Annotated in this window: 22 protein-coding genes; 2 read left to right on the plus strand and 20 right to left on the minus strand. The window is 44.3% G+C overall.

Going from position 1 to position 18058, the window contains the following annotated elements; genetic code table 11:
- Nucleotides 1-62: 62 nt before the first annotated feature.
- The 16 genes from LCM10_RS06850 to LCM10_RS06925 all read right to left on the minus strand — a co-directional run bounded on the left by LCM10_RS06850 (nucleotide 63) and on the right by LCM10_RS06925 (nucleotide 13464).
- Nucleotides 63-1481, minus strand: coding sequence for a spore germination protein (locus LCM10_RS06850; RefSeq protein WP_224875650.1), 1419 nt, complete (start codon nucleotides 1479-1481; stop codon nucleotides 63-65).
- Between the two features lie 49 nt (nucleotides 1482-1530).
- Nucleotides 1531-2100, minus strand: a complete 570-nt coding sequence (locus tag LCM10_RS06855) for a stage V sporulation protein AE (RefSeq protein WP_224875394.1) — start codon at nucleotides 2098-2100, stop codon at nucleotides 1531-1533.
- Nucleotides 2101-2187: 87 nt separating this feature from the next.
- Nucleotides 2188-2610 carry a stage V sporulation protein AB gene (locus LCM10_RS06860; protein WP_224875395.1) on the minus strand — a complete coding sequence of 141 codons (423 nt, stop codon included), beginning with the start codon at nucleotides 2608-2610 and terminating at the stop codon, nucleotides 2188-2190.
- Entirely contained in the window at nucleotides 2600-3220 is a 621-nt protein-coding gene (locus tag LCM10_RS06865; protein ID WP_224875396.1) for a stage V sporulation protein AA, read from the minus strand. Before LCM10_RS06865 ends, LCM10_RS06860 begins: the two co-directional genes overlap by 11 nt.
- 151 nt (nucleotides 3221-3371) lie before the next feature.
- A complete protein-coding gene (gene sigF / locus LCM10_RS06870; protein WP_224875397.1) occupies nucleotides 3372-4133 on the minus strand; it encodes an RNA polymerase sporulation sigma factor SigF in 762 nt (253 codons plus the stop codon).
- Nucleotides 4134-4145: 12 nt separating this feature from the next.
- Entirely contained in the window at nucleotides 4146-4589 is a 444-nt protein-coding gene (spoIIAB, locus tag LCM10_RS06875) for an anti-sigma F factor (RefSeq protein ID WP_224875651.1), read from the minus strand.
- Between the two features lie 2 nt (nucleotides 4590-4591).
- Nucleotides 4592-4942, minus strand: coding sequence for an anti-sigma F factor antagonist (spoIIAA, locus tag LCM10_RS06880; protein ID WP_224875398.1), 351 nt, complete (start codon nucleotides 4940-4942; stop codon nucleotides 4592-4594).
- Nucleotides 4943-5065: 123 nt separating this feature from the next.
- On the minus strand, nucleotides 5066-6232 hold the full coding sequence (locus tag LCM10_RS06885) for a D-alanyl-D-alanine carboxypeptidase family protein (protein ID WP_224875399.1): 1167 nt from the start codon (nucleotides 6230-6232) through the stop codon (nucleotides 5066-5068).
- A 184-nt stretch (nucleotides 6233-6416) separates the two neighbouring features.
- Entirely contained in the window at nucleotides 6417-7721 is a 1305-nt protein-coding gene (locus LCM10_RS06890) for a pyrimidine-nucleoside phosphorylase (RefSeq protein WP_224875400.1), read from the minus strand.
- Between the two features lie 67 nt (nucleotides 7722-7788).
- Nucleotides 7789-8604: a purine-nucleoside phosphorylase gene (locus LCM10_RS06895; RefSeq protein ID WP_224875401.1), complete on the minus strand. Its 816-nt coding sequence runs from the start codon at nucleotides 8602-8604 to the stop codon at nucleotides 7789-7791.
- A 181-nt stretch (nucleotides 8605-8785) separates the two neighbouring features.
- Nucleotides 8786-9970 (minus strand): phosphopentomutase, encoded by a 1185-nt coding sequence (gene deoB / locus LCM10_RS06900; RefSeq protein ID WP_224875402.1) that lies wholly within the window; start codon nucleotides 9968-9970, stop codon nucleotides 8786-8788.
- A gap of 236 nt (nucleotides 9971-10206) precedes the next feature.
- Complete coding sequence (gene xerD / locus LCM10_RS06905) at nucleotides 10207-11100, minus strand: site-specific tyrosine recombinase XerD (RefSeq protein WP_224875403.1); 894 nt, start codon at nucleotides 11098-11100, stop codon at nucleotides 10207-10209.
- 6 nt (nucleotides 11101-11106) lie between these two features.
- Entirely contained in the window at nucleotides 11107-11334 is a 228-nt protein-coding gene (locus tag LCM10_RS06910; RefSeq protein ID WP_224875404.1) for a YqzK family protein, read from the minus strand.
- A gap of 245 nt (nucleotides 11335-11579) precedes the next feature.
- Complete coding sequence (locus tag LCM10_RS06915) at nucleotides 11580-12032, minus strand: Fur family transcriptional regulator (RefSeq protein ID WP_224875405.1); 453 nt, start codon at nucleotides 12030-12032, stop codon at nucleotides 11580-11582.
- A 109-nt stretch (nucleotides 12033-12141) separates the two neighbouring features.
- Entirely contained in the window at nucleotides 12142-12795 is a 654-nt protein-coding gene (gene spoIIM / locus LCM10_RS06920) for a stage II sporulation protein M (RefSeq protein ID WP_224875406.1), read from the minus strand.
- Between the two features lie 120 nt (nucleotides 12796-12915).
- Nucleotides 12916-13464 (minus strand): NUDIX domain-containing protein, encoded by a 549-nt coding sequence (locus tag LCM10_RS06925; protein ID WP_224875407.1) that lies wholly within the window; start codon nucleotides 13462-13464, stop codon nucleotides 12916-12918.
- An 81-nt stretch (nucleotides 13465-13545) separates the two neighbouring features.
- Between LCM10_RS06925 and mciZ the strand changes: the two genes are divergently transcribed.
- Nucleotides 13546-13677: a Z-ring formation inhibitor MciZ gene (mciZ, locus tag LCM10_RS06930; protein WP_224875408.1), complete on the plus strand. Its 132-nt coding sequence runs from the start codon at nucleotides 13546-13548 to the stop codon at nucleotides 13675-13677.
- Between the two features lie 86 nt (nucleotides 13678-13763).
- Nucleotides 13764-14687 carry an aldo/keto reductase gene (locus LCM10_RS06935; RefSeq protein WP_224875409.1) on the plus strand — a complete coding sequence of 308 codons (924 nt, stop codon included), beginning with the start codon at nucleotides 13764-13766 and terminating at the stop codon, nucleotides 14685-14687.
- A 239-nt stretch (nucleotides 14688-14926) separates the two neighbouring features.
- Here LCM10_RS06935 and LCM10_RS06940 read toward each other — a convergent pair whose 3' ends face one another.
- From LCM10_RS06940 to LCM10_RS06955, 4 genes are all read right to left on the minus strand, one after another.
- Nucleotides 14927-15157: a YqkE family protein gene (locus LCM10_RS06940; RefSeq protein WP_224875410.1), complete on the minus strand. Its 231-nt coding sequence runs from the start codon at nucleotides 15155-15157 to the stop codon at nucleotides 14927-14929.
- A gap of 270 nt (nucleotides 15158-15427) precedes the next feature.
- A complete protein-coding gene (locus LCM10_RS06945) occupies nucleotides 15428-16090 on the minus strand; it encodes a CoA transferase subunit B (RefSeq protein ID WP_224875411.1) in 663 nt (220 codons plus the stop codon).
- An 18-nt stretch (nucleotides 16091-16108) separates the two neighbouring features.
- Entirely contained in the window at nucleotides 16109-16798 is a 690-nt protein-coding gene (locus tag LCM10_RS06950) for a CoA transferase subunit A (protein WP_224875412.1), read from the minus strand.
- 34 nt (nucleotides 16799-16832) lie between these two features.
- On the minus strand, nucleotides 16833-18020 hold the full coding sequence (locus LCM10_RS06955; protein WP_224875413.1) for an acetyl-CoA C-acetyltransferase: 1188 nt from the start codon (nucleotides 18018-18020) through the stop codon (nucleotides 16833-16835).
- Nucleotides 18021-18058 lie beyond the last annotated feature (38 nt).

Genomic DNA, 18058 nt, shown 5'->3' on the forward strand with positions numbered 1-18058 from the left:
CTCTTAAACCCTTTACCTGATTAAACGTAATTTACCACAGATTAAGAGGTGTTGCAATATTCTTAAGATTTCGCCGGCTGCTTGTATTTATTACGAGGCTGGACGATGCTTGGGCGAATTTTGGCACCCGGCATCGAACGTCTGATCAAAATTTGCATGAATGCGATCGGACTGAATGGAATAAGGGGCCATAGGTAAGGCGTGTTGAGTGACTTGATATTGGCAACGTAAAGAATATACAACGTACAGCCGATGACAAGCCCTGGGATGTGGAAAAAGGCTACAGCTACTAATAAAAGCAAACGAGCCATTTTGTTTGCCACACTCAATTCATAACTTGGCGTTGCGAATGTCCCTATCGAAGCAACCGCAACATATAAGATGACTTCCGGTTGGAATAAGCCGACATCAATGGCAATCTGTCCAATCAATACCGCAGCGATCAAGCCCATGGCGGTCGATAATGGCGTAGGCGTATGGATGGCCGCTATCCTGAACATTTCCACCCCGATGTCTGCTATGAATAATTGTGCGATGATCGGTATGTTCGTCTGTTCGTTTGGCCCTACATATTCGAGGCCATCAGGAAGCAGTGTCGGATCTAGCACAAATAGATACCAGAGTGGCAATAGGAACAAGGAAGCAAATAGGCCAAGAAATCTTGTCCACCTTACAAACGTACCGACTGCAGGGGATTGCCTGTATTCTTCAGCATGCTGAAGATGATGGAAGAATGTCGTCGGGGTGATGATCACACTTGGTGAAGTATCGACAAAGATGAGAACATGCCCTTCAAGTAAATGAGTGGCAGCGACATCGGCCCTTTCCGTATAGCGTACAAGTGGATAGGGGTTATAGCCCTGCTTCACCAGGAATTCTTCAATTGTCTTATCTGCCATGGTCAATCCATCGATTTTTATGCTTTTTAATTCCTTTTTTATCACTTTGATCAGACTTGGGTTTGCTACATCGTCAATATACGCGATTGAAATGTCGGTCTTTGAGCGTTCACCGATCCTGAAAATTTCGAAACGCAGCCTGGGATCCCTGATCCTCCGTCTTGTCAACGCAGTATTGATGATGATGTTCTCTACATATCCATCACGCGACCCACGCACGACTTTCTCGGTATCCGGTTCCATCGGTTGTCTGCCAGGGTAACTCCTTACATCCACTATCAGCGCCTCGGGGTATCCCTCAACCACTACCGCGATTAATCCTGATAAAACCTCATCGACCGCTTCCTCAATGGTTTTGACCGGCTCCACTGACTGATGGACCAGGCGATTCTTGACAATATCATATAGATGGGTGGATAAACGTTCATGGTCATTGATGCCGACCAATTCCTCAACAATCTCTATGATATAGCCTGCATCGGTCAATCCATTTATATAGTAAAAGTGCACATTCTTTTTGAGAATCTTTAACTTCCTCACACCGATATCAAAACTCTTATTCAGCCCAACATTCTTCTGCATATACTCTTCTAAAACATCCAGATCTTTCGGAATGGGTGTCTTTTTTATCTCAGGCACGATAACCGCTCCTTTCAAAGATGATTTCCACTGCTTTTTTTGTTATGGGAGCCCCTTGTGAGTAGTCGTCCCTTTTAGCCATCTTCCCAATATCACCAATTCCTACAATGACGGGAACATCCAATTCATCCAGACAATAAACCGTATCTCCGTTCATCCGGCCCATCTCGAGTTCAGGTACACCGAATTTGTCCACTCCGAAGGGTGTCAGTTCCCCGAATTTATCAATGCACACATCCACTCTTGTCCACTCGGCCTGACGAGTTTTACTTGCAACTGCAATGACTCCTAGCACTTCAATATCAGTGTGATTGGCAACATATTTCAACGCCTTCTCCCCTGCTCCTTCCCCGATGAAACCACTATCATCAAACATCACAAAGACAGGGTCGTTTTTCGCTTTCTTTATGAGTTTCACAACCTGCGGTCCAGACAAAACAGAAGGGTTCCCTTTCGAACTGGAGATGCATCTGCCACCATAATGTTTGGCCACGATTTCAATCGCCCTCTTCGCATATTCATCTCCATCTGTTATCAAAACCACTTTTCTTTTTTCACTCATAACCTATCCCTGCCTCACACTTGATTGATGGGGTGTACGGGTAATTCTTATCGGGCTTGGACAGCTATTGATTGTTCATGCGCCCGGCTATTGGTAAACCAAATAAAGCCAATGAAATAAAGAGCCGAAAATCTTACCGAAGACAATCGCCATGATCAGTACCACAATTTGTCCGTCGATCCCGATACGCTTGGCCAGGATAGGGAACACATTCAAAACTTCCGTCAATGCAGCCGCCAATAATCCTATGAAAATCCCGCTTGAAAGCCCGATTGGTATCAATACAATCGGGGTCAAATGCATCGTATAGTCATTCAAACTGATGAATCCCCCGGTCAAGGCCCCGATGATGACCGCCACTTCATAGAAATGGATCATTTTCATTGTTTTTGTCAGCTGAGTGAGCCTTGGTATGATACCGAGAACGGTCAAGAAAGCGACAAAACCAGAGCCCACAGCCAAGCCTCCTGCAAATCCGATAAATACTGTAAGGATTACACTAATGGTCATCTAAGTTCTTCATACTTTCTTTGTTCTCATGCATGATCACGTATTGGTCCAAATCTTGCTGATAATTGAACATTTCCACTTCCAAGGGACTCGGCTCTTCATTCAGCCTCTTCCGAAAGATATGGTTGAAGAAAAGGATCATCCCAAGTCCGAGGCCAAAAGAATACGGGATCTGAAAAAGCAGTGGATGCGGATCGACTTCACCGGTAATAAAGTGATAAAGCCTTTGGTGTACCTCCCTCATGCTTACATCTTCATGGAAATTCATGATTGCCATTGCAGCACCTATGAATAATAGAATCCACACACCAACGAAAAGAGGAAGGGAGATTTTCTTCTTTTCATAGATGACTTCTATGATGCTTTGTGCAGGCCCAATCGTTTGGACGTCAAGGCCTGGGTGGCTAGAATATACCTTCTCAATCACAGTCATGACATCGATCACGATGATATTTTTATCAGACGGGGTCACCTTGTGAATGCTTATCCTCTTCAAGTCCTCAAGTACGGCTTCGGGGGCGATGATCTGAGCCAATTGACCAAGGTTCACGATACTGTCTGATTTAACTTGAACACGATGTCTCAGTCGGATGTACACTATTCCTTCCATGATGCTCACTCCTGAAACATGATTTTCCCCTCGTACCAATAGTATGGATTATCGGAAATAATTTATGTAAAAGTGAAAAATGCCCTCCTTATCTTTCGATGAGAGCATAAAAAAACCCCGCTCTCCCATAAGAAAAAGCAAGGCATTTCTTCTATTCCGTATACATATGTTCCTTCATCGTCTGTAAGATCTTTTTCTCAAGCCTTGATACCTGTACTTGGGATATTCCCAGTCGATCAGCTACTTCAGATTGGGTCTGATCCTTGTAGTACCTCAAATACACGATCAACCGCTCCCTGTCATCCAGTTCACGGATGGCTTCCTTCAAAGCGATCTTATCAAACCACTTATGATCCGTATTGTCCGCAATCTGATCCAATAACGTGATTGGGTCCCCATCATTCTCATAAACGGTTTCATGAATCGAAGAAGGTGTCCTGCTTGCCTCCTGTGCCATGATCACTTCTTCAACCGTATACTCCAGATGTTCGGCCAATTCACTGACAGTCGGCACCCTTCCGAATTTCTTGGAAAGTTCATCCTTCGCTTTTCGTATCTTGTTTCCCATTTCTTTAAGGGAACGGCTCACTTTCACTGTGCCATCATCCCTGATGAAACGCTGGATCTCGCCAATGATCATCGGAACGGCATACGTCGAGAATTTCACATCATAACTCAAGTCAAACTTATCCACTGATTTCAGCAGCCCGATACAGCCGATTTGGAATAGATCATCAGGTTCGTATCCTCGATTAAGAAAGCGCTGAACAACCGACCACACAAGTCTCATATTCTTCTGCACGATGGTATCCCGGGCAGTCTGGTCGCCTTCCTGGCTTTGCTTAATAAGCTCTTTCACCTCATGATCCTTCAAAAAAGGCTGGGTTTTTTCATTTTTCACTTCGACATCCATAGGCACGACTCCTTAATTGCATAGCGCTTTACTGTTGGTCAAGTGCTTCTTCAGTCTTACCGTTGTGCCTGTACCCGGGTGTGATGACACTTCTACCTCGTCCATGAAATTTTCCATTATGGTGAATCCCATTCCTGATCTTTCGAGTTCAGGCTTTGATGTATATAAAGGCTGCCTCGCCTCTTCTACATCCCCTATGCCGATCCCCTCGTCCCGAATGGTCATATCGATATATCCATCCTCTTCCATGATGACAGAAATATATACGACGCCATTTGGATCGTTTTCGTATCCATGAATGATCGCATTGGTTACCGCTTCGGAAACCACTGTTTTGATTTCGGTCAATTCGTCCATCGTCGGATCGAGCTGCGCAATGAAAGAAGCGACTGTTACTCGTGCAAAAGATTCATTTTGGCTCAGGGAACTGAATTGGATGTTCATTTCATTCCTCATCATCAGGCGACCCCCAATCTTTGTAATGCATTTTCTTCAGATGGTTCAAGGCGGATGATCTTGAACAATCCAGACATTTCAAATAATCGGTTGACTGCTGGGGAAATCGCGCAAACAACCATTTCTCCATGCTTTTGCTTGATTTGCTTGTATCGCCCTAAAATGACACCCAGACCCGAGCTGTCCATGAAGCCCAACTCTTCCAAATTAAGAATGATATGCTTGATATTTTCTCCTTCGATCAGCTGTGAGGATCTCTCCCTCAATTCCTCAGCTGTATGATGGTCCAACTCTCCACTCAAACGTATACATAAGACATCTTTTTTTACTTCCAAGTTAATAGCAAGACTCACTATCAGAAAGCCTCCTTCTCTGTCGTATAGTGAGTCATTTCGCTATTTGGATGGAATTTTCCTTCTCTATGACAAAACTAGAAGGAATTCGCCAAGATTAGTGTTCTTTTTCATGAAAACCAGTCAGTTTCCGACTTTCGAAAACATACCGAATGAACGTTTATATAGTTGCCACCAGCTAGCTTCGTTTACATCCTCTTTGGCAACAAGATCACTTTCTACTACTTTTTTACCTTTATTATTGATGACTAGTGTCCCGACTTTATCACCTTTCTTTATCGGTGCTTTCAAGTCTTTAGACAGTGTCACTTTTTGCTCGACCCCATCAAGTTTCTCTCCTTTTTTGGCAAGGATCGAAATTGGTTCGTCTGTTACAGCCTGTACCTTGCTCTCTTTCCCTTTGGATACTTTCACCTTTGAAAGGGAGTCACCCTTCTTGAACATCGGCTTCGTCTGATATTGATTGAAAGCATAATCAAGCATCTTCGTCACTTCACTGTTACGCTCCTTCGGGGTGGATGCTCCGAACACGACGGCAATGACCCTCATATCCCCTTTCTTCGCAGTGGCAGTCAGACAGTACTTCGCTTCGTTTGTGAAACCGGTCTTTAAACCGTCCACTCCATCATAAAATTTCACGAGTTTATTTGTGTTCACCAGCCAGAATTTATTTTCTGTGTTTTCTCTCAAGTATGACTCATATGTTCCGGTGAACTTTGTAATATCGTTATACTTTAGCAGCTCTTTCGCCATCATGCTCATGTCATGAGCGGAACTGTAATGATCTTTCGCAGGAAGACCAGTCGGATTTTGGAACTTAGTATCCTTCAAGCCGATTTCTTTCGCTTTCTTATTCATTTTTTGGACAAAGGCCTCTTCACTTCCTGCAATATGCTCTGCCATTGCGACAGATGCATCGTTTGCAGAACCGATCGCAATCCCTGTCAACATTTCTTTAACAGTCATTGACTCACCGGGTTCCAGGAAAATCTGTGACCCTCCCATTGAAGCGGCATATTCGCTTGTCCTGACCTTGTCATCCCATTTGATCTGGCCTTTTTCCAGTGATTCCATGATCAAGAGCATTGTCATGATCTTCGTCATCGAGGCAGGTGCCAATTTTTCATGACTATTCTTTTCATAAAGAACGGCCCCTGTATCCCGTTCGATCAATACAGCAGATTTAGCGGCCTGTGCCAATTCAGCCTTGTTTTCCTGGGCAAATCCCATCGCAGGAAATAGGGAAGCTATAATAAAGAATGCCGACATGATACTCAATAAACGTTTCATTTCACTGTCCTCCAATCAAAATCTCTCATTTTAATCAATACTTATAGGACCATTTTTTCCATTAAAGCCATTTTTATACAATGACATTCCAAAAATATCCGGGACAACCACGCAAAGTAAAAAACAAAAAAGCCTTTGTGCGAAGGGTACTTCCTTGCACAAAGGCTTTTCTTACGATCAATGATTAATGTGTGATTTCCGTATGGATCAGCGTAGGAGCTTCCACTTTTTCTGAAGAGAGTTTGATGCTCTCATAGAGCTTCGCCTTCACATCTTCAATGTCTTCCTGGTTACTGTAGATGGTGACAAGTGATTCCCCTGCCTTTACTTCGTCCCCAATTTTCTTACGCAGCTCAAGACCGACTGCAAGGTCGATGACAGAGTCCTTTGTCGCTCTTCCTGCTCCAAGCCACATCGCTGCAGTCCCTACAGAATCTGCTATGATCTCTGAAACATATCCATCTTCCTTCGCTTGAAGTTCTACCTTGTACTGTGCTTGAGGAAGCTTGGAAGGATCGTCAACGACCGACGCATCCCCACCTTGCGATTTCAAGAACACTTTGAAGTTTTCGAGAGCAGAACCGTCTTCGATCGCCTTTTGCAGAAGTTCCCTTGCCTCGTTTAAGGTAGCTGCTTTCTCAGCCAGATAGACCATGTGACTTCCGAGCGTCAAGCATAGTTCTGTCAAATCTTCAGGACCTTCACCCTTCAACGTATCAATCGCTTCTTTCACTTCCAGTGCGTTCCCAATGGCAAAGCCTAATGGTTGACTCATATCAGAGATGACGGCCATCGTCTTTCTTCCAACGTTGTTCCCGATGTTCACCATCGCTTTCGCAAGGTCTTTTGAATCTTCCAGGGTCTTCATGAAGGCCCCTGCTCCAGTCTTGACATCAAGGACAATTGCGTCTGCCCCGGCAGCGATTTTCTTGCTCATTATGGAGCTTGCAATAAGTGGAATGCTGTTGACTGTCGCGGTCACATCACGTAATGAGTAGAGCTTTTTATCGGCAGGGGTCAAGTTTCCACTTTGCCCGATGACTGCCAACTTATTCTTGTTAACGAGAGAGATGAACTCATCGTTTTCAATTTCGACATGGAATCCTTCAACAGCTTCAAGCTTATCGATGGTCCCACCTGTATGACCGAGCCCTCTTCCACTCATCTTCGCGACAGGGACACCAACAGACGCCACCAATGGACCTAGCACGAGTGTGGTTGTATCCCCCACTCCGCCTGTAGAGTGCTTATCGACTTTAATGCCTTCGATTGCAGACAGATCGATTTGATCCCCGGATTCCACCATTGCCATCGTCAAGTCGGCACGTTCCCGTTCGCTCATATCCTTGAAGAAGATCGCCATTGTCAAAGCACTTACCTGATAATCAGGTATTGATCCATCCGTATACCCGTCTACGATGAACTTGATTTCTTCCGTTGCCAGTTCTTTCCCGTCACGCTTTTTCTCTATCAGATCTACCATTCTCATCTGTTATCACCAACTTCTGTATATTTGCATTCCAAAGTTCTTGAAATAGGAATAATGTGTATTTTGGTTAGATTGATTTCACGATTTCCTTCACGTAAGTAAGGAAGTTCGCTCGTACCATTTCAGTCGTTTCAATGACCTCATCATGTGATAGAGGCTGGTCCAAAATGCCGGCAGCCATATTCGAAATGCAGGAGATTCCGAGTACTCTCATACCGCCATGTCGGGCAACGATCACTTCGGGCACAGTGGACATACCAACGGCATCCCCACCGAGTGTGCGAGCTAGCCTTACCTCTGCAGGTGTTTCGTAAACAGGTCCCGTGTTGCCAACATAGACACCTTCCTGGATCTTTAATGAAAGCCCTTCTGCAATGTCTTTTGCTTTCTGGCGAAGGTCTCGATCATAGGCCTGGGACATATCAGGGAATCTTGGTCCGAGACGAGAATCATTCGCACCGATCAATGGGTTCCCACCCATGTTATTGATATGATCAGATATCAGCATCAGGTCACCCGCTTCGAAGTTTTCGTTCACTCCGCCTGCCGCATTGGTCACGATGAGAATCTCCACTCCAAGTTCTTTCATGACGCGGACTGGGAAGGTCACCTTATCAAAACCGTAGCCTTCGTAGTAATGGAAGCGTCCCTGCATGGCAACGACTTCCTGGCCGGATAGTTGACCGAATACCAGTTGACCTGCATGACCTGCGACTGTTGACACAGGGAAGTCTGGAATCTCCTTATATGGGATCTTCACTGAATTCTGAATCTCATCAGCCAATACTCCCAGTCCTGATCCCAAGATCAAACCAATTCGTGGACTACCAGTATATTGATTCTTTAAATGGTTTGCTGCGTTCTGTATCATATCGTAATTCATTTATATGACTCCTTTTATTTGTAATATTTCTTTGTTAAGCACCGACAAACGGTAACTCTTATCACGAGTGCCATGGAAATCGAGTTCCTATATTAGGACCATTTCCCGTGTGACCTGCAGAATAAATGAAATAGGAGATGAAAGGGAAAAGTACGACCCCTTTCATCTCAGGTTCAGTTTCCTATTTGAGTTCGGATAGGAAGCTCTTTCCGAATTTAGGCATGTTCACATTGAAATTATCCGCTACCGTTGCCCCTATGTCTGCAAAGGTTTCCCTGATTGGCAACTCTTCGCCTTTATTGAACCGGGTAGAATAGACAAGAAGCGGTACATACTCCCTTGTATGATCGGTTCCCGGAGCTGTCGGATCATTCCCGTGGTCTGCCGTGATGATGAGAAGATCATCTTCCGTCATCTTTTCGAATACTTCCGGAAGGCGTGCATCGAATTCTTCCAGCGCCTTTCCATATCCTTCAGGATCCCTGCGGTGACCGTAAAGGGCGTCAAAGTCTACCAGGTTCAAGAAGCTGAGGCCAGTAAACGATTCATCGAACGTCTTGATGAATTGATCCATGCCGTCCATATTATGCTTTGTTCGGACGGCTTTTGTCACACCTTCACCGTTATAGATATCGGAAATCTTACCGAGTGCGATCACATCATAACCAGAATCTTTCATTTCATTCATGACGGTACGATTAAAAGGCTTCAGTGCGTAATCGTGCCGATTTGAAGTCCGTGTGAAGTTTCCAGGCTCCCCGATAAATGGGCGAGCAATGACACGACCGACCAAGAACTCATCATCTTTCGTGATTTCACGTGCAATCTCACATATTTTATATTGCTCTTCTATCGGGATGATATCCTCATGGGCTGCGATCTGTAGGACCGGATCTGCAGACGTATACACAATCAGTGCCCCTGTTTCCATATGTTCTTTTCCCAGTTCTTCAATGATGGCTGTCCCACTTGCAGGTTTATTCCCGATAATCGTTCTTCCGGTCTCTGCCTCAAGTTTTTGGATCAATTTCTCAGGAAAGCCATCAGGGTATGTTTTAAATGGTGTATCAATATGAAGGCCCATGATCTCCCAATGGCCAGTCATGGTATCCTTCCCAACGGATGACTCCTGCATTTTCGTATAATATGCACGAGGCGATGTTGCTTTTTGCACACCTTTGACTTCCTTGATATTCGATAGGCCCAAACCTGCCAGGTTCGGCATGTTCAATCCATCCATTCGCTCTGCAATGTGCCCGAGAGTGTCTGCCCCTTCATCATTGAATTTGTCGGCATCAGGGGCTTCCCCTATCCCAACCGAATCCATTACGATCAAGTGAACTCTTTTATATGTATAGTTACTCATGCGATATCCTCCTATTATATTTCCATCTCAGTTATATTATTAACTCTACAATTGAACGTTCAAAAAAAGCGGTTACATTTTGCACCCTACAACGTATCATACCCCCGGATCCGTCTTATCAACCGAACGAGGTTCACGTCAGAAGTCTGACATCTATATTTTACTTTTCCCTTTCAAAAAAAACAAGGGAGAACCCCTTAAAGTTTAGATGAAATCTTTAAGCAGTCTCCCTTTTATTATGCCCTCGGATGAAATTTAGAATAAACATCTTTCAAGCGCGTCTTTGTTACATGCGTATAAATTTGAGTCGTTGAAATATCTGCATGGCCGAGCATTTCTTGAACCGCACGCAAATCTGCCCCATTCTCCAATAAATGAGTGGCAAAAGAGTGTCTCAATGTGTGAGGGGTAAGGTCCTTTTCGATGTTGGCTTTTTGCGCTAGCGCCTTCAAGTTCTTCCAAAAGCCCTGTCTCGTCAATCCCTTTCCGTGGTGGTTCAAAAAGAGATGGTCATCCTTATGCTTCTTCGACCTCAATTTCAGCCTTGCGTCTTCCATATATTTCTCGAGTACTTTCATGGCCGTGTTGCCGATCGGGATGATTCGTTCTTTATTCCCCTTCCCTATACACCGGACGAACCCCATGGTCAAATGAACGTCCTCCATCTTCAGAGCGATGAGTTCACTGACTCGTATACCCGTTGCATAAAGGATTTCAAGCATCGCTTTATCCCTCATTCCGAGTGGGGTCGATTCCTCAGGTGCCTCAAGCAATGCCTCTACCTCTTCAATGCTTAATATTTTCGGCAGCTTACGTTCGGTTTTAGGCGTTTCGATATGGACAGTCGGGTCTTGATCTGTACTCTTTTCCCTTAAAAGAAACTGGTGGAAGGAACGGATCGATGCCACATGCCTGGCAACGGTCTTGGACGATTTCCCCTGTCCCTTCAAATGCCCCAAGAACTGTACGATATTCACTCTCGACACTTCATTGAGAGATGTGATCTTCTCGACATTCTTTAAATACATCGAGTAGTTCCTTAAGTCCCTTTGATAGGACTCGATCGTGTTCTTCGCAAGTCCCTTCTCCACAATCAAAAAGTGCATATAATCTTTGATATCGTCTTCCAAATTGCATTACTCCCCGTTCATAAAGAAAAATAATAGCCGGTCGTACCAATGGCTTTCTTCGTCAGTAACCGAAGAAAACACTTTGACCGCCGCCCCTTCTGGTTCATCGTATTTATGATAGCCCTCGTATTCTTCACCGATCCACATGATCCCATAGTAAAACAATATGGTAGAGCCGGTGAATAAGATAAATACTTTAATGGTTTGCCACACCAGTCCAATTCCTTTTTTCATAAGCTTGTCCTCCATTTAAACAAAATACTGTCCAAATTGTTTCTTTATTACAAGCTATGACGATTTTGAACCGTTTTATACCAAGGAGGGGCAATTATTTATTAGTACTTATCATCTGGATTACAACCTCACCCGTAAGGGCACCACCCAGGATCCTTGGATGATTAAAAAAAGCCCTTAAAGATATGTAAAAAAATCGTTTCGATTCGAAACAATAATAAGCTTCTTCAGGGCTTTTGCATCTACTATTCAGATTCTTCTTCAACCTGGCATCGTGAACAGATGCCGTGAAAGGTCAGTCGGTGATCTTTTATCTTGAATTTCCAATCTCTTTCAACAATCTTTTCAACATCTTCAAGCAGGTCTTCCTGAATTTCATCAACCGCTCCACACTCGATGCAGACTAGATGGTGATGAAAGTGGGCTGCTCCCTCTTGACGGAGATCATACCGTGATACTCCATCGCCGAAATTGATCTTATCCACGATTTTCAGTTCAGATAGCAATTCGAGGGTCCGATACACCGTTGCCAGTCCAATTTCCGGAGATTTTTCCTTAACGAGGAGGTATACATCTTCGGCACTGAGGTGATCTTCTTCATGCTCTAAAAGCACGCGTACAGTCGCTTCACGCTGCGGAGTCAACTTATAACTGGCGGAATGAAGCTGTTTCTTAATTCGTTCGATTCGACTTTCCATAGTCCTTCCCTCCCTCGTCAATGTCTATATTATTATATCAAAAAGGGAGGAATAAGCAAAATAAAATTATTATAATCAAGAAACTGAAATCATTCTTATATAATAGTCATTATTTTATTTTTGATATGACCGCTTCCATTAAATTCGGGGATAGATACGCTTCAATACTCGCGGCAACCGTCACGATTCCCACAGCAATGACGAAGAAGATCACGTACCTTGATAGAAACGGGATGATCTGAAATTGCAGCGAAGCATTATTCTTCACAAAGATCTTTCTGATCAGCGTCATCGAAAAGCTTGCGCTGATTGCGCCGATAAAGATGAATGCCGGAATGATGATGATATTTTGCGGCAGCACGCTGACAAATGAAAGCAGGAAACCACTCCATCCCATTTGGTTGACAAGGAAGCCTACCGAGAACCCCACTACGACTCCCTTCATAAAGAGCAGTACAAAAATCAAGGGAAGTCCAATAATTGAAATCCCCAATATCCAAATCAGGCCAAGGTATTTCACATTATGAAGGAAACTCTGTCTGAAAAGTTCTTCTGCAGATGTAATTCTTCCGCCTTCGATTTCAGTGAAGAATTTACTTAAATAAAAATATAAATCTTCTTTTTGAGCGAATGACAATGAGTTAACGACGATTGCCCCAAAGATGATTCCCATCAAAAACAATGTGATGATAAACAAGTAAATTGAGGAATGTGCTTGTACATGTTGAACGAGTGGGTTTGAATTCTGGATTTTTTTACGCATCACCATGTTCCTCCTAACATCAATTACTAGAATATATGCACGATGGGACTTGTTTATGCTAGTAGACTTCCGACCACTAAGAAACGCCCGATTCAATTGACTGAATCGGGCGTTTTCCATTTACTTTTGAAATTGTTGAAGTTGGAGATACTGTACTGCAAAGGCAGTTTTTGCATCGTAGATCCTTTTCTCTTTCATGAGTTCCAATGCTTCATCGACCGTCACTTCCAACAGCTCGACAAATTCGTCCTCATCAAGCTCCCTGGCTGTTTCCAGAGGGGTGATGTTTTCAGCGACATACAGATGGACAATTTCATCTGCAAATCCTGGAGATGTGTAGAAAGAAATAAGATGATCGAGCTTTTCGCATCCGTATCCCGTCTCTTCCTCAAGCTCCCGGGCAGCAGTGATGATCGGTTCTTCACCAGGTTCGAGCTTTCCGGCTGGAATTTCAACAATCGAGGTTTCAAGCGCTTTCCGGTACTGTTCGACCATTACGATTTTGCCTTCCGGTGTCAAGGCAATGACTGCGACTGCACCTGGATGTTTGATTAATTCACGCTTTGATGTCTTTCCATTCGGCAATTTCACTTCATCGACTTGAAGATCGATTATTTTTCCTTGATAAATTTTTTCTGTACTAAGCGTTTTCTCTTCAAACTTTTTCATTACTGCACTCTCCTTGTTCTGACACACATTCGTTCTTCATACATTCTACCATACTTAATAGAAAGCTTGAGGTGATTCCTGTTGCAGATCATCGTCGAGAAAGATCGAATCATTCTTGCGGGTAAAGCTTGGGAAGTGAAGGCAAAATTGAAGGAATACGGTAAAAAATACGGAACGGTCAAGGAGTGGACAGCATCCTTTAAGGACTCTTAGAAACACTGATTCGTTTCTTTTGTTTAACCGTTCATCTTTCCGTTAAACTATAGAGTAAGAAAGATAGGATGGAAAGGACGGTTAAAATGGAAAAAAGGCAAATCGGAAACTCAGACCTTTATGTTTCAAAAATGGGCCTTGGCTGCATGTCACTTGGCACCGATGAAAAGAAAGCGAAAGAAATCGTTCATACAGCCCTTGAGAACGGGATCAACTATTTTGACACAGCCGATTTATATGATTTTGGCAGGAACGAAGAAATCGTCGGCAAAGCACTGAAGGGTGTAAGGGATGACGTGATCATCGCGACAAAAGTAGGGAACCGGTGGAATGATGTGAAGGAAGGTTGGCGCTGGGACCCTTCAAAGGAGTATATCAAAACTGCCGTGAAGGACAGTTTATCAAGATTACAGCTTGATTATATCGACTTATATCAGCTGCACGGCGGGACAATCGAAGACCATTTTGAAGAAAGCATAGAAGCATTTGAGGAACTGAAGGAAGAAGGATATATCCGTCAATACGGTATTTCATCCATCCGCCCCAACGTGATCAAAAGATTCCTGACACACTCTTCCCTTCAAAGCGTCATGATGCAGTACAGCCTGCTCGACCGGCGTCCAGAGGAATGGATGGACCTCCTCGACCAACATGAAGTAAGCATCATTGCCCGGGGACCGCTGGCAAAAGGACTTCTGTCTGACAAAATGCTATTGAAGGCATCTGATAAAATGAAGGAAAACGGTTATCTTGATTATTCTTATCCTGAACTTGAGGAAGTCATCAAGAGCATCCGTGAAAAATCAACGGATGAGAGAAGCATGAATGAACTGGCCCTTCAATACATCCTTGCTCACCAGGCGGTGGCCTCTGTCATTCCTGGCGCAAGCTCGACACGCCAGCTTCTTGAAAACATCAAAGCCGTCAACCACTCCCCTCTTTCTGCAGAAGAGCTGGAAGTGTTGTCTGAGTTGACGAAGCTTTCGCGATATGAACAGCATCGGGATTAAAGTTTCAGCAAGAGCAATACGTGCAGCCATGGTAGCGGCCAAAACAAGAAAATTTCGTTGGCTATTCGACAATTCGAGCACAATAATTGAGTTTTCGTGCATATCTCGGAGTTTTCGAGCATATCTCGAAAATATAGAGCATAAACGTTCTTCTAAAACTCCACTTTCAGATTTGTTATGTGATCTGTAAAAAGAGGGCAGGGTGCACACCCTGCCCTCTTTCTTTATAGTTGAATTCATTATTCCTTATAGTTCTTCCAATTCATATCACTCTCATTCAATAATTCTTCAAAGGACTTATTCTTCTCCCTTTGTTTTCGTTCCTCTGCCTTTCGCTTCCGCTCCTCTTCTTGCTTCACTTCTTCCACTTTTTCGAGCTCTTTCTTCTTGTTCTTGAGCTGTTCGAACAAGTCTGCATTGATCGAGTTCTTTAACGTCAACTCTGCTTCTTGTTTCTTTTTCTTTGACATTTCGAAGTCCCCCTGTCTTTTTTTATAGTTATAAAACTTTTTTCAGGATTCGTCAAAGAGCGAGCTCTTGTTTTTTTGAAAGAAAACAAAAAAACATGCGGGAAAGTTACTCTTCCCCGCATGACGATATTTCAGGCTACTCATTTTGTGTTTGCATTTATCATATGGCTCTGTTAAGCACCGCTGATTGATTCCGTGATAGACTTCACTTTCCGCAAGTAGACTATCAACAGACCTCTCAATGAGCCTATCTTTCAAGAACAGCCTCTATTAATAAGCTTCCAATTTCACGTCTTCTGCCACTTCCAGCTCGGCGGCTGTGGAAGAGAGAATATCTTCGACTGTGAATCCATTTGCGACTTCGCGCAGAAGCAGACCGTTTTCTGTTACGTCCATGACGGCACGGTCGGTGATGATCCTGTCGACTACTCCTTTGCCTGTAAGAGGAAGTGTGCACTCTTTAAGGATTTTGCTTTCACCCGCTTTGTTGACATGCTCCATGATGACGATGATCCGCCTTGCACCATGGACCAGATCCATCGCTCCACCCATCCCTTTGATCATTTTTCCTGGGATCATCCAGTTGGCGAGGTCTCCATTTTCAGCGACTTCCATTCCGCCCAAGATGGCGATGTTGATATGTCCGCCCCTGATCATGGCAAATGATTCAGCACTGTTAAAGTAAGATGAACCTGGGATCGCAGTGACCGTTTCTTTACCTGCATTGATCAAATCTGCATCCAGTTCTTCTTCTTTCGGATAAGGTCCGATCCCAAGAAGGCCATTCTCTGACTGAAGCACAACCTGTTTATTCTCAGTGATATAGTTGGCGACGAGTGTCGGCATTCCGATCCCTAAGTTTACATAAAAACCATCTTGAATTTCCTTTTCCGCTCTTCTTGCAATCTTTTCACGTAATTTTGCACGATCCATCCTTTTACACTCCCCCTTCTAGGCTTTGACTGTTCTTCTTTCAATACGTTTCTCCTGCTCTGCCTGAACCAATCGTTGAACATAGATGCTTGGAGTGTGTACTTCATTCGGATTGATGTCTCCAATTTCTACGATTTCTTCCGCTTCAGCAATGGTTACTTTCCCTGCAGCGGCAATCATCGGATTGAAGTTCTGCGCCGTTTTGTTGTATACCAAGTTACCCATTTTATCTGCTTTCCAGGCTCTGACAAGCGAGAAATCAGCCGTATATGCTTCTTCCAGGAGATATTCTTTACCGTTAAAGGTACGCGTTTCTTTTCCTTCCGCAACCGGAGTCCCCACTCCTGCCGGTGTATAGAATGCCGGGATTCCTGCTCCTCCTGCACGGATCTTTTCCGCCAAAGTTCCTTGAGGAACCAATTCCACTTGGAGTTCTCCTGATAGCACTTGTCTCTCAAACTCTTTATTTTCTCCCACATAAGAGCCGATCATTTTATCGATTTGCTTATTTTTAAGCAATAATCCGAGCCCCCAGTCATCCACTCCGCAGTTGTTAGAAATGACTGTCAGGTTTTTGACGCCTTTTTCCACCAGGGCAAGAATCAATTTCTCGGGAATCCCGCAAAGGCCGAATCCGCCTACCATAAGCGTGGCTCCGTCCTGTATATCCGCCACCGCTTCACTGTATGAAGTATAAACTTGTTTCATTGCATTCCCTCCTCATTTTTCATTCTGACATTTTTTATTGATGCAGCTCTACGATTGTCGCTACACCTTGGCCGCCGCCGATGCATAAAGTAGCCAATCCATGCTGTACCTGTCTTTTCTTCATTTCGTGGATCAGCGTCACCAGGATCCTTGTTCCACTTGCCCCAATCGGATGCCCGAGTGCGATGGCTCCCCCATTTACATTAAGGGCATCACGTTTGAACCCGAGCTCCTTATCGACAGCCAGTGACTGTGCGGCAAATGCTTCATTGGCTTCGATCAGCTGCATGTCCTCGATCGAAAGCTTTGTCTTCTCCAGCACCTTCTTTACGGCCGCTACCGGACCGATCCCCATTACACTAGGGTCGACACCAGCATTTGCATTTCCTTTAATCGTTACGAGAGGAGTGATGCCCAGCTCTTCTGCTTTTTTCCTCGACATGACCACAACAGCTGCTGCACCATCGTTGATTCCGGATGCATTTCCGGCCGTCACACTGCCATCCTTCTTGAATGCGGCACGGAGCCCGGATAATTTCTCTGCAGTTGAGCCCTTGCGCGGGAATTCATCCTGACTGAACTCAACCGGATCACCTTTACGCTTTGGAATATGTACAGGTACGATTTCATCGTTGAACCTGCCTGATTCGATGGCAGCATTCGCTTTCTCCTGGCTCCACGCTGCAAACTCGTCCTGCTCTTCACGGGATAAGGAATAGCGGTCACACAGGTTTTCAGCCGTCACGCCCATATGATAATCATTGAACGCACACCATAAGCCATCGGAAATCATACTGTCCACTACTTTCTGATCTCCCATTTTGAATCCATCCCTTGCACCCTTTAAGAGGTATGGAGCCTGACTCATGTTTTCCATTCCGCCGGCAACGATGATATCCGCATCACCCGCAAGGATCGCCTGAGTGGCCAAGTGTACGGTTTTCAACCCTGAACCACATACTTTATTAATGGTCATCGCAGGTACACTTTCTGGTAACCCTGCCTTTATGGATGCCTGCCTTGCAGGGTTTTGGCCCAGTCCTGCCTGCAGGACGTTCCCCATGATGACTTCATCTACATCTTCTTTTTTCACCCCGGCCTTTTCCAGGGCATCTTTGATTACGATCGCGCCCAGCTCTGGTGCTGAAATATCCTTCAATGAGCCATTAAAGCTCCCAATCGCTGTACGTACAGCGCTTACGATTACAACTTCATTCGACATTTCTCTTCCTCCCATTCCATTCTGACTGATTCTCATGA

This window comes from Rossellomorea aquimaris (genome assembly GCF_020171925.1).
Taxonomy (GTDB): domain Bacteria; phylum Bacillota; class Bacilli; order Bacillales; family Bacillaceae_B; genus Rossellomorea; species Rossellomorea aquimaris_F.

Excerpts from the sequence above, each read along its gene's own strand:
- LCM10_RS06850 (WP_224875650.1), bottom strand. The coding sequence starts at position 1,481 with ATGCAGAAGAATGTTGGGCTGAATAAGAGTTTTGATATCGGTGTGAGG.
- LCM10_RS06855 (WP_224875394.1), bottom strand. The coding sequence starts at position 2,100 with ATGAGTGAAAAAAGAAAAGTGGTTTTGATAACAGATGGAGATGAATAT.
- LCM10_RS06860 (WP_224875395.1), bottom strand. The coding sequence starts at position 2,610 with ATGACCATTAGTGTAATCCTTACAGTATTTATCGGATTTGCAGGAGGC.
- LCM10_RS06865 (WP_224875396.1), bottom strand. The coding sequence starts at position 3,220 with ATGGAAGGAATAGTGTACATCCGACTGAGACATCGTGTTCAAGTTAAA.
- sigF (WP_224875397.1), bottom strand. The coding sequence starts at position 4,133 with ATGGATGTCGAAGTGAAAAATGAAAAAACCCAGCCTTTTTTGAAGGAT.
- spoIIAB (WP_224875651.1), bottom strand. The coding sequence starts at position 4,589 with ATGAGGAATGAAATGAACATCCAATTCAGTTCCCTGAGCCAAAATGAA.
- LCM10_RS06885 (WP_224875399.1), bottom strand. The coding sequence starts at position 6,232 with ATGAAACGTTTATTGAGTATCATGTCGGCATTCTTTATTATAGCTTCC.
- LCM10_RS06890 (WP_224875400.1), bottom strand. The coding sequence starts at position 7,721 with ATGAGAATGGTAGATCTGATAGAGAAAAAGCGTGACGGGAAAGAACTG.
- LCM10_RS06895 (WP_224875401.1), bottom strand. The coding sequence starts at position 8,604 with ATGAATTACGATATGATACAGAACGCAGCAAACCATTTAAAGAATCAA.
- deoB (WP_224875402.1), bottom strand. The coding sequence starts at position 9,970 with ATGAGTAACTATACATATAAAAGAGTTCACTTGATCGTAATGGATTCG.
- LCM10_RS06910 (WP_224875404.1), bottom strand. The coding sequence starts at position 11,334 with ATGAAAAAAGGAATTGGACTGGTGTGGCAAACCATTAAAGTATTTATC.
- LCM10_RS06915 (WP_224875405.1), bottom strand. The coding sequence starts at position 12,032 with ATGGAAAGTCGAATCGAACGAATTAAGAAACAGCTTCATTCCGCCAGT.
- spoIIM (WP_224875406.1), bottom strand. The coding sequence starts at position 12,795 with ATGCGTAAAAAAATCCAGAATTCAAACCCACTCGTTCAACATGTACAA.
- LCM10_RS06925 (WP_224875407.1), bottom strand. The coding sequence starts at position 13,464 with ATGAAAAAGTTTGAAGAGAAAACGCTTAGTACAGAAAAAATTTATCAA.
- LCM10_RS06935 (WP_224875409.1), top strand. The coding sequence starts at position 13,764 with ATGGAAAAAAGGCAAATCGGAAACTCAGACCTTTATGTTTCAAAAATG.
- LCM10_RS06940 (WP_224875410.1), bottom strand. The coding sequence starts at position 15,157 with ATGTCAAAGAAAAAGAAACAAGAAGCAGAGTTGACGTTAAAGAACTCG.
- LCM10_RS06945 (WP_224875411.1), bottom strand. The coding sequence starts at position 16,090 with ATGGATCGTGCAAAATTACGTGAAAAGATTGCAAGAAGAGCGGAAAAG.
- LCM10_RS06950 (WP_224875412.1), bottom strand. The coding sequence starts at position 16,798 with ATGAAACAAGTTTATACTTCATACAGTGAAGCGGTGGCGGATATACAG.
- LCM10_RS06955 (WP_224875413.1), bottom strand. The coding sequence starts at position 18,020 with ATGTCGAATGAAGTTGTAATCGTAAGCGCTGTACGTACAGCGATTGGG.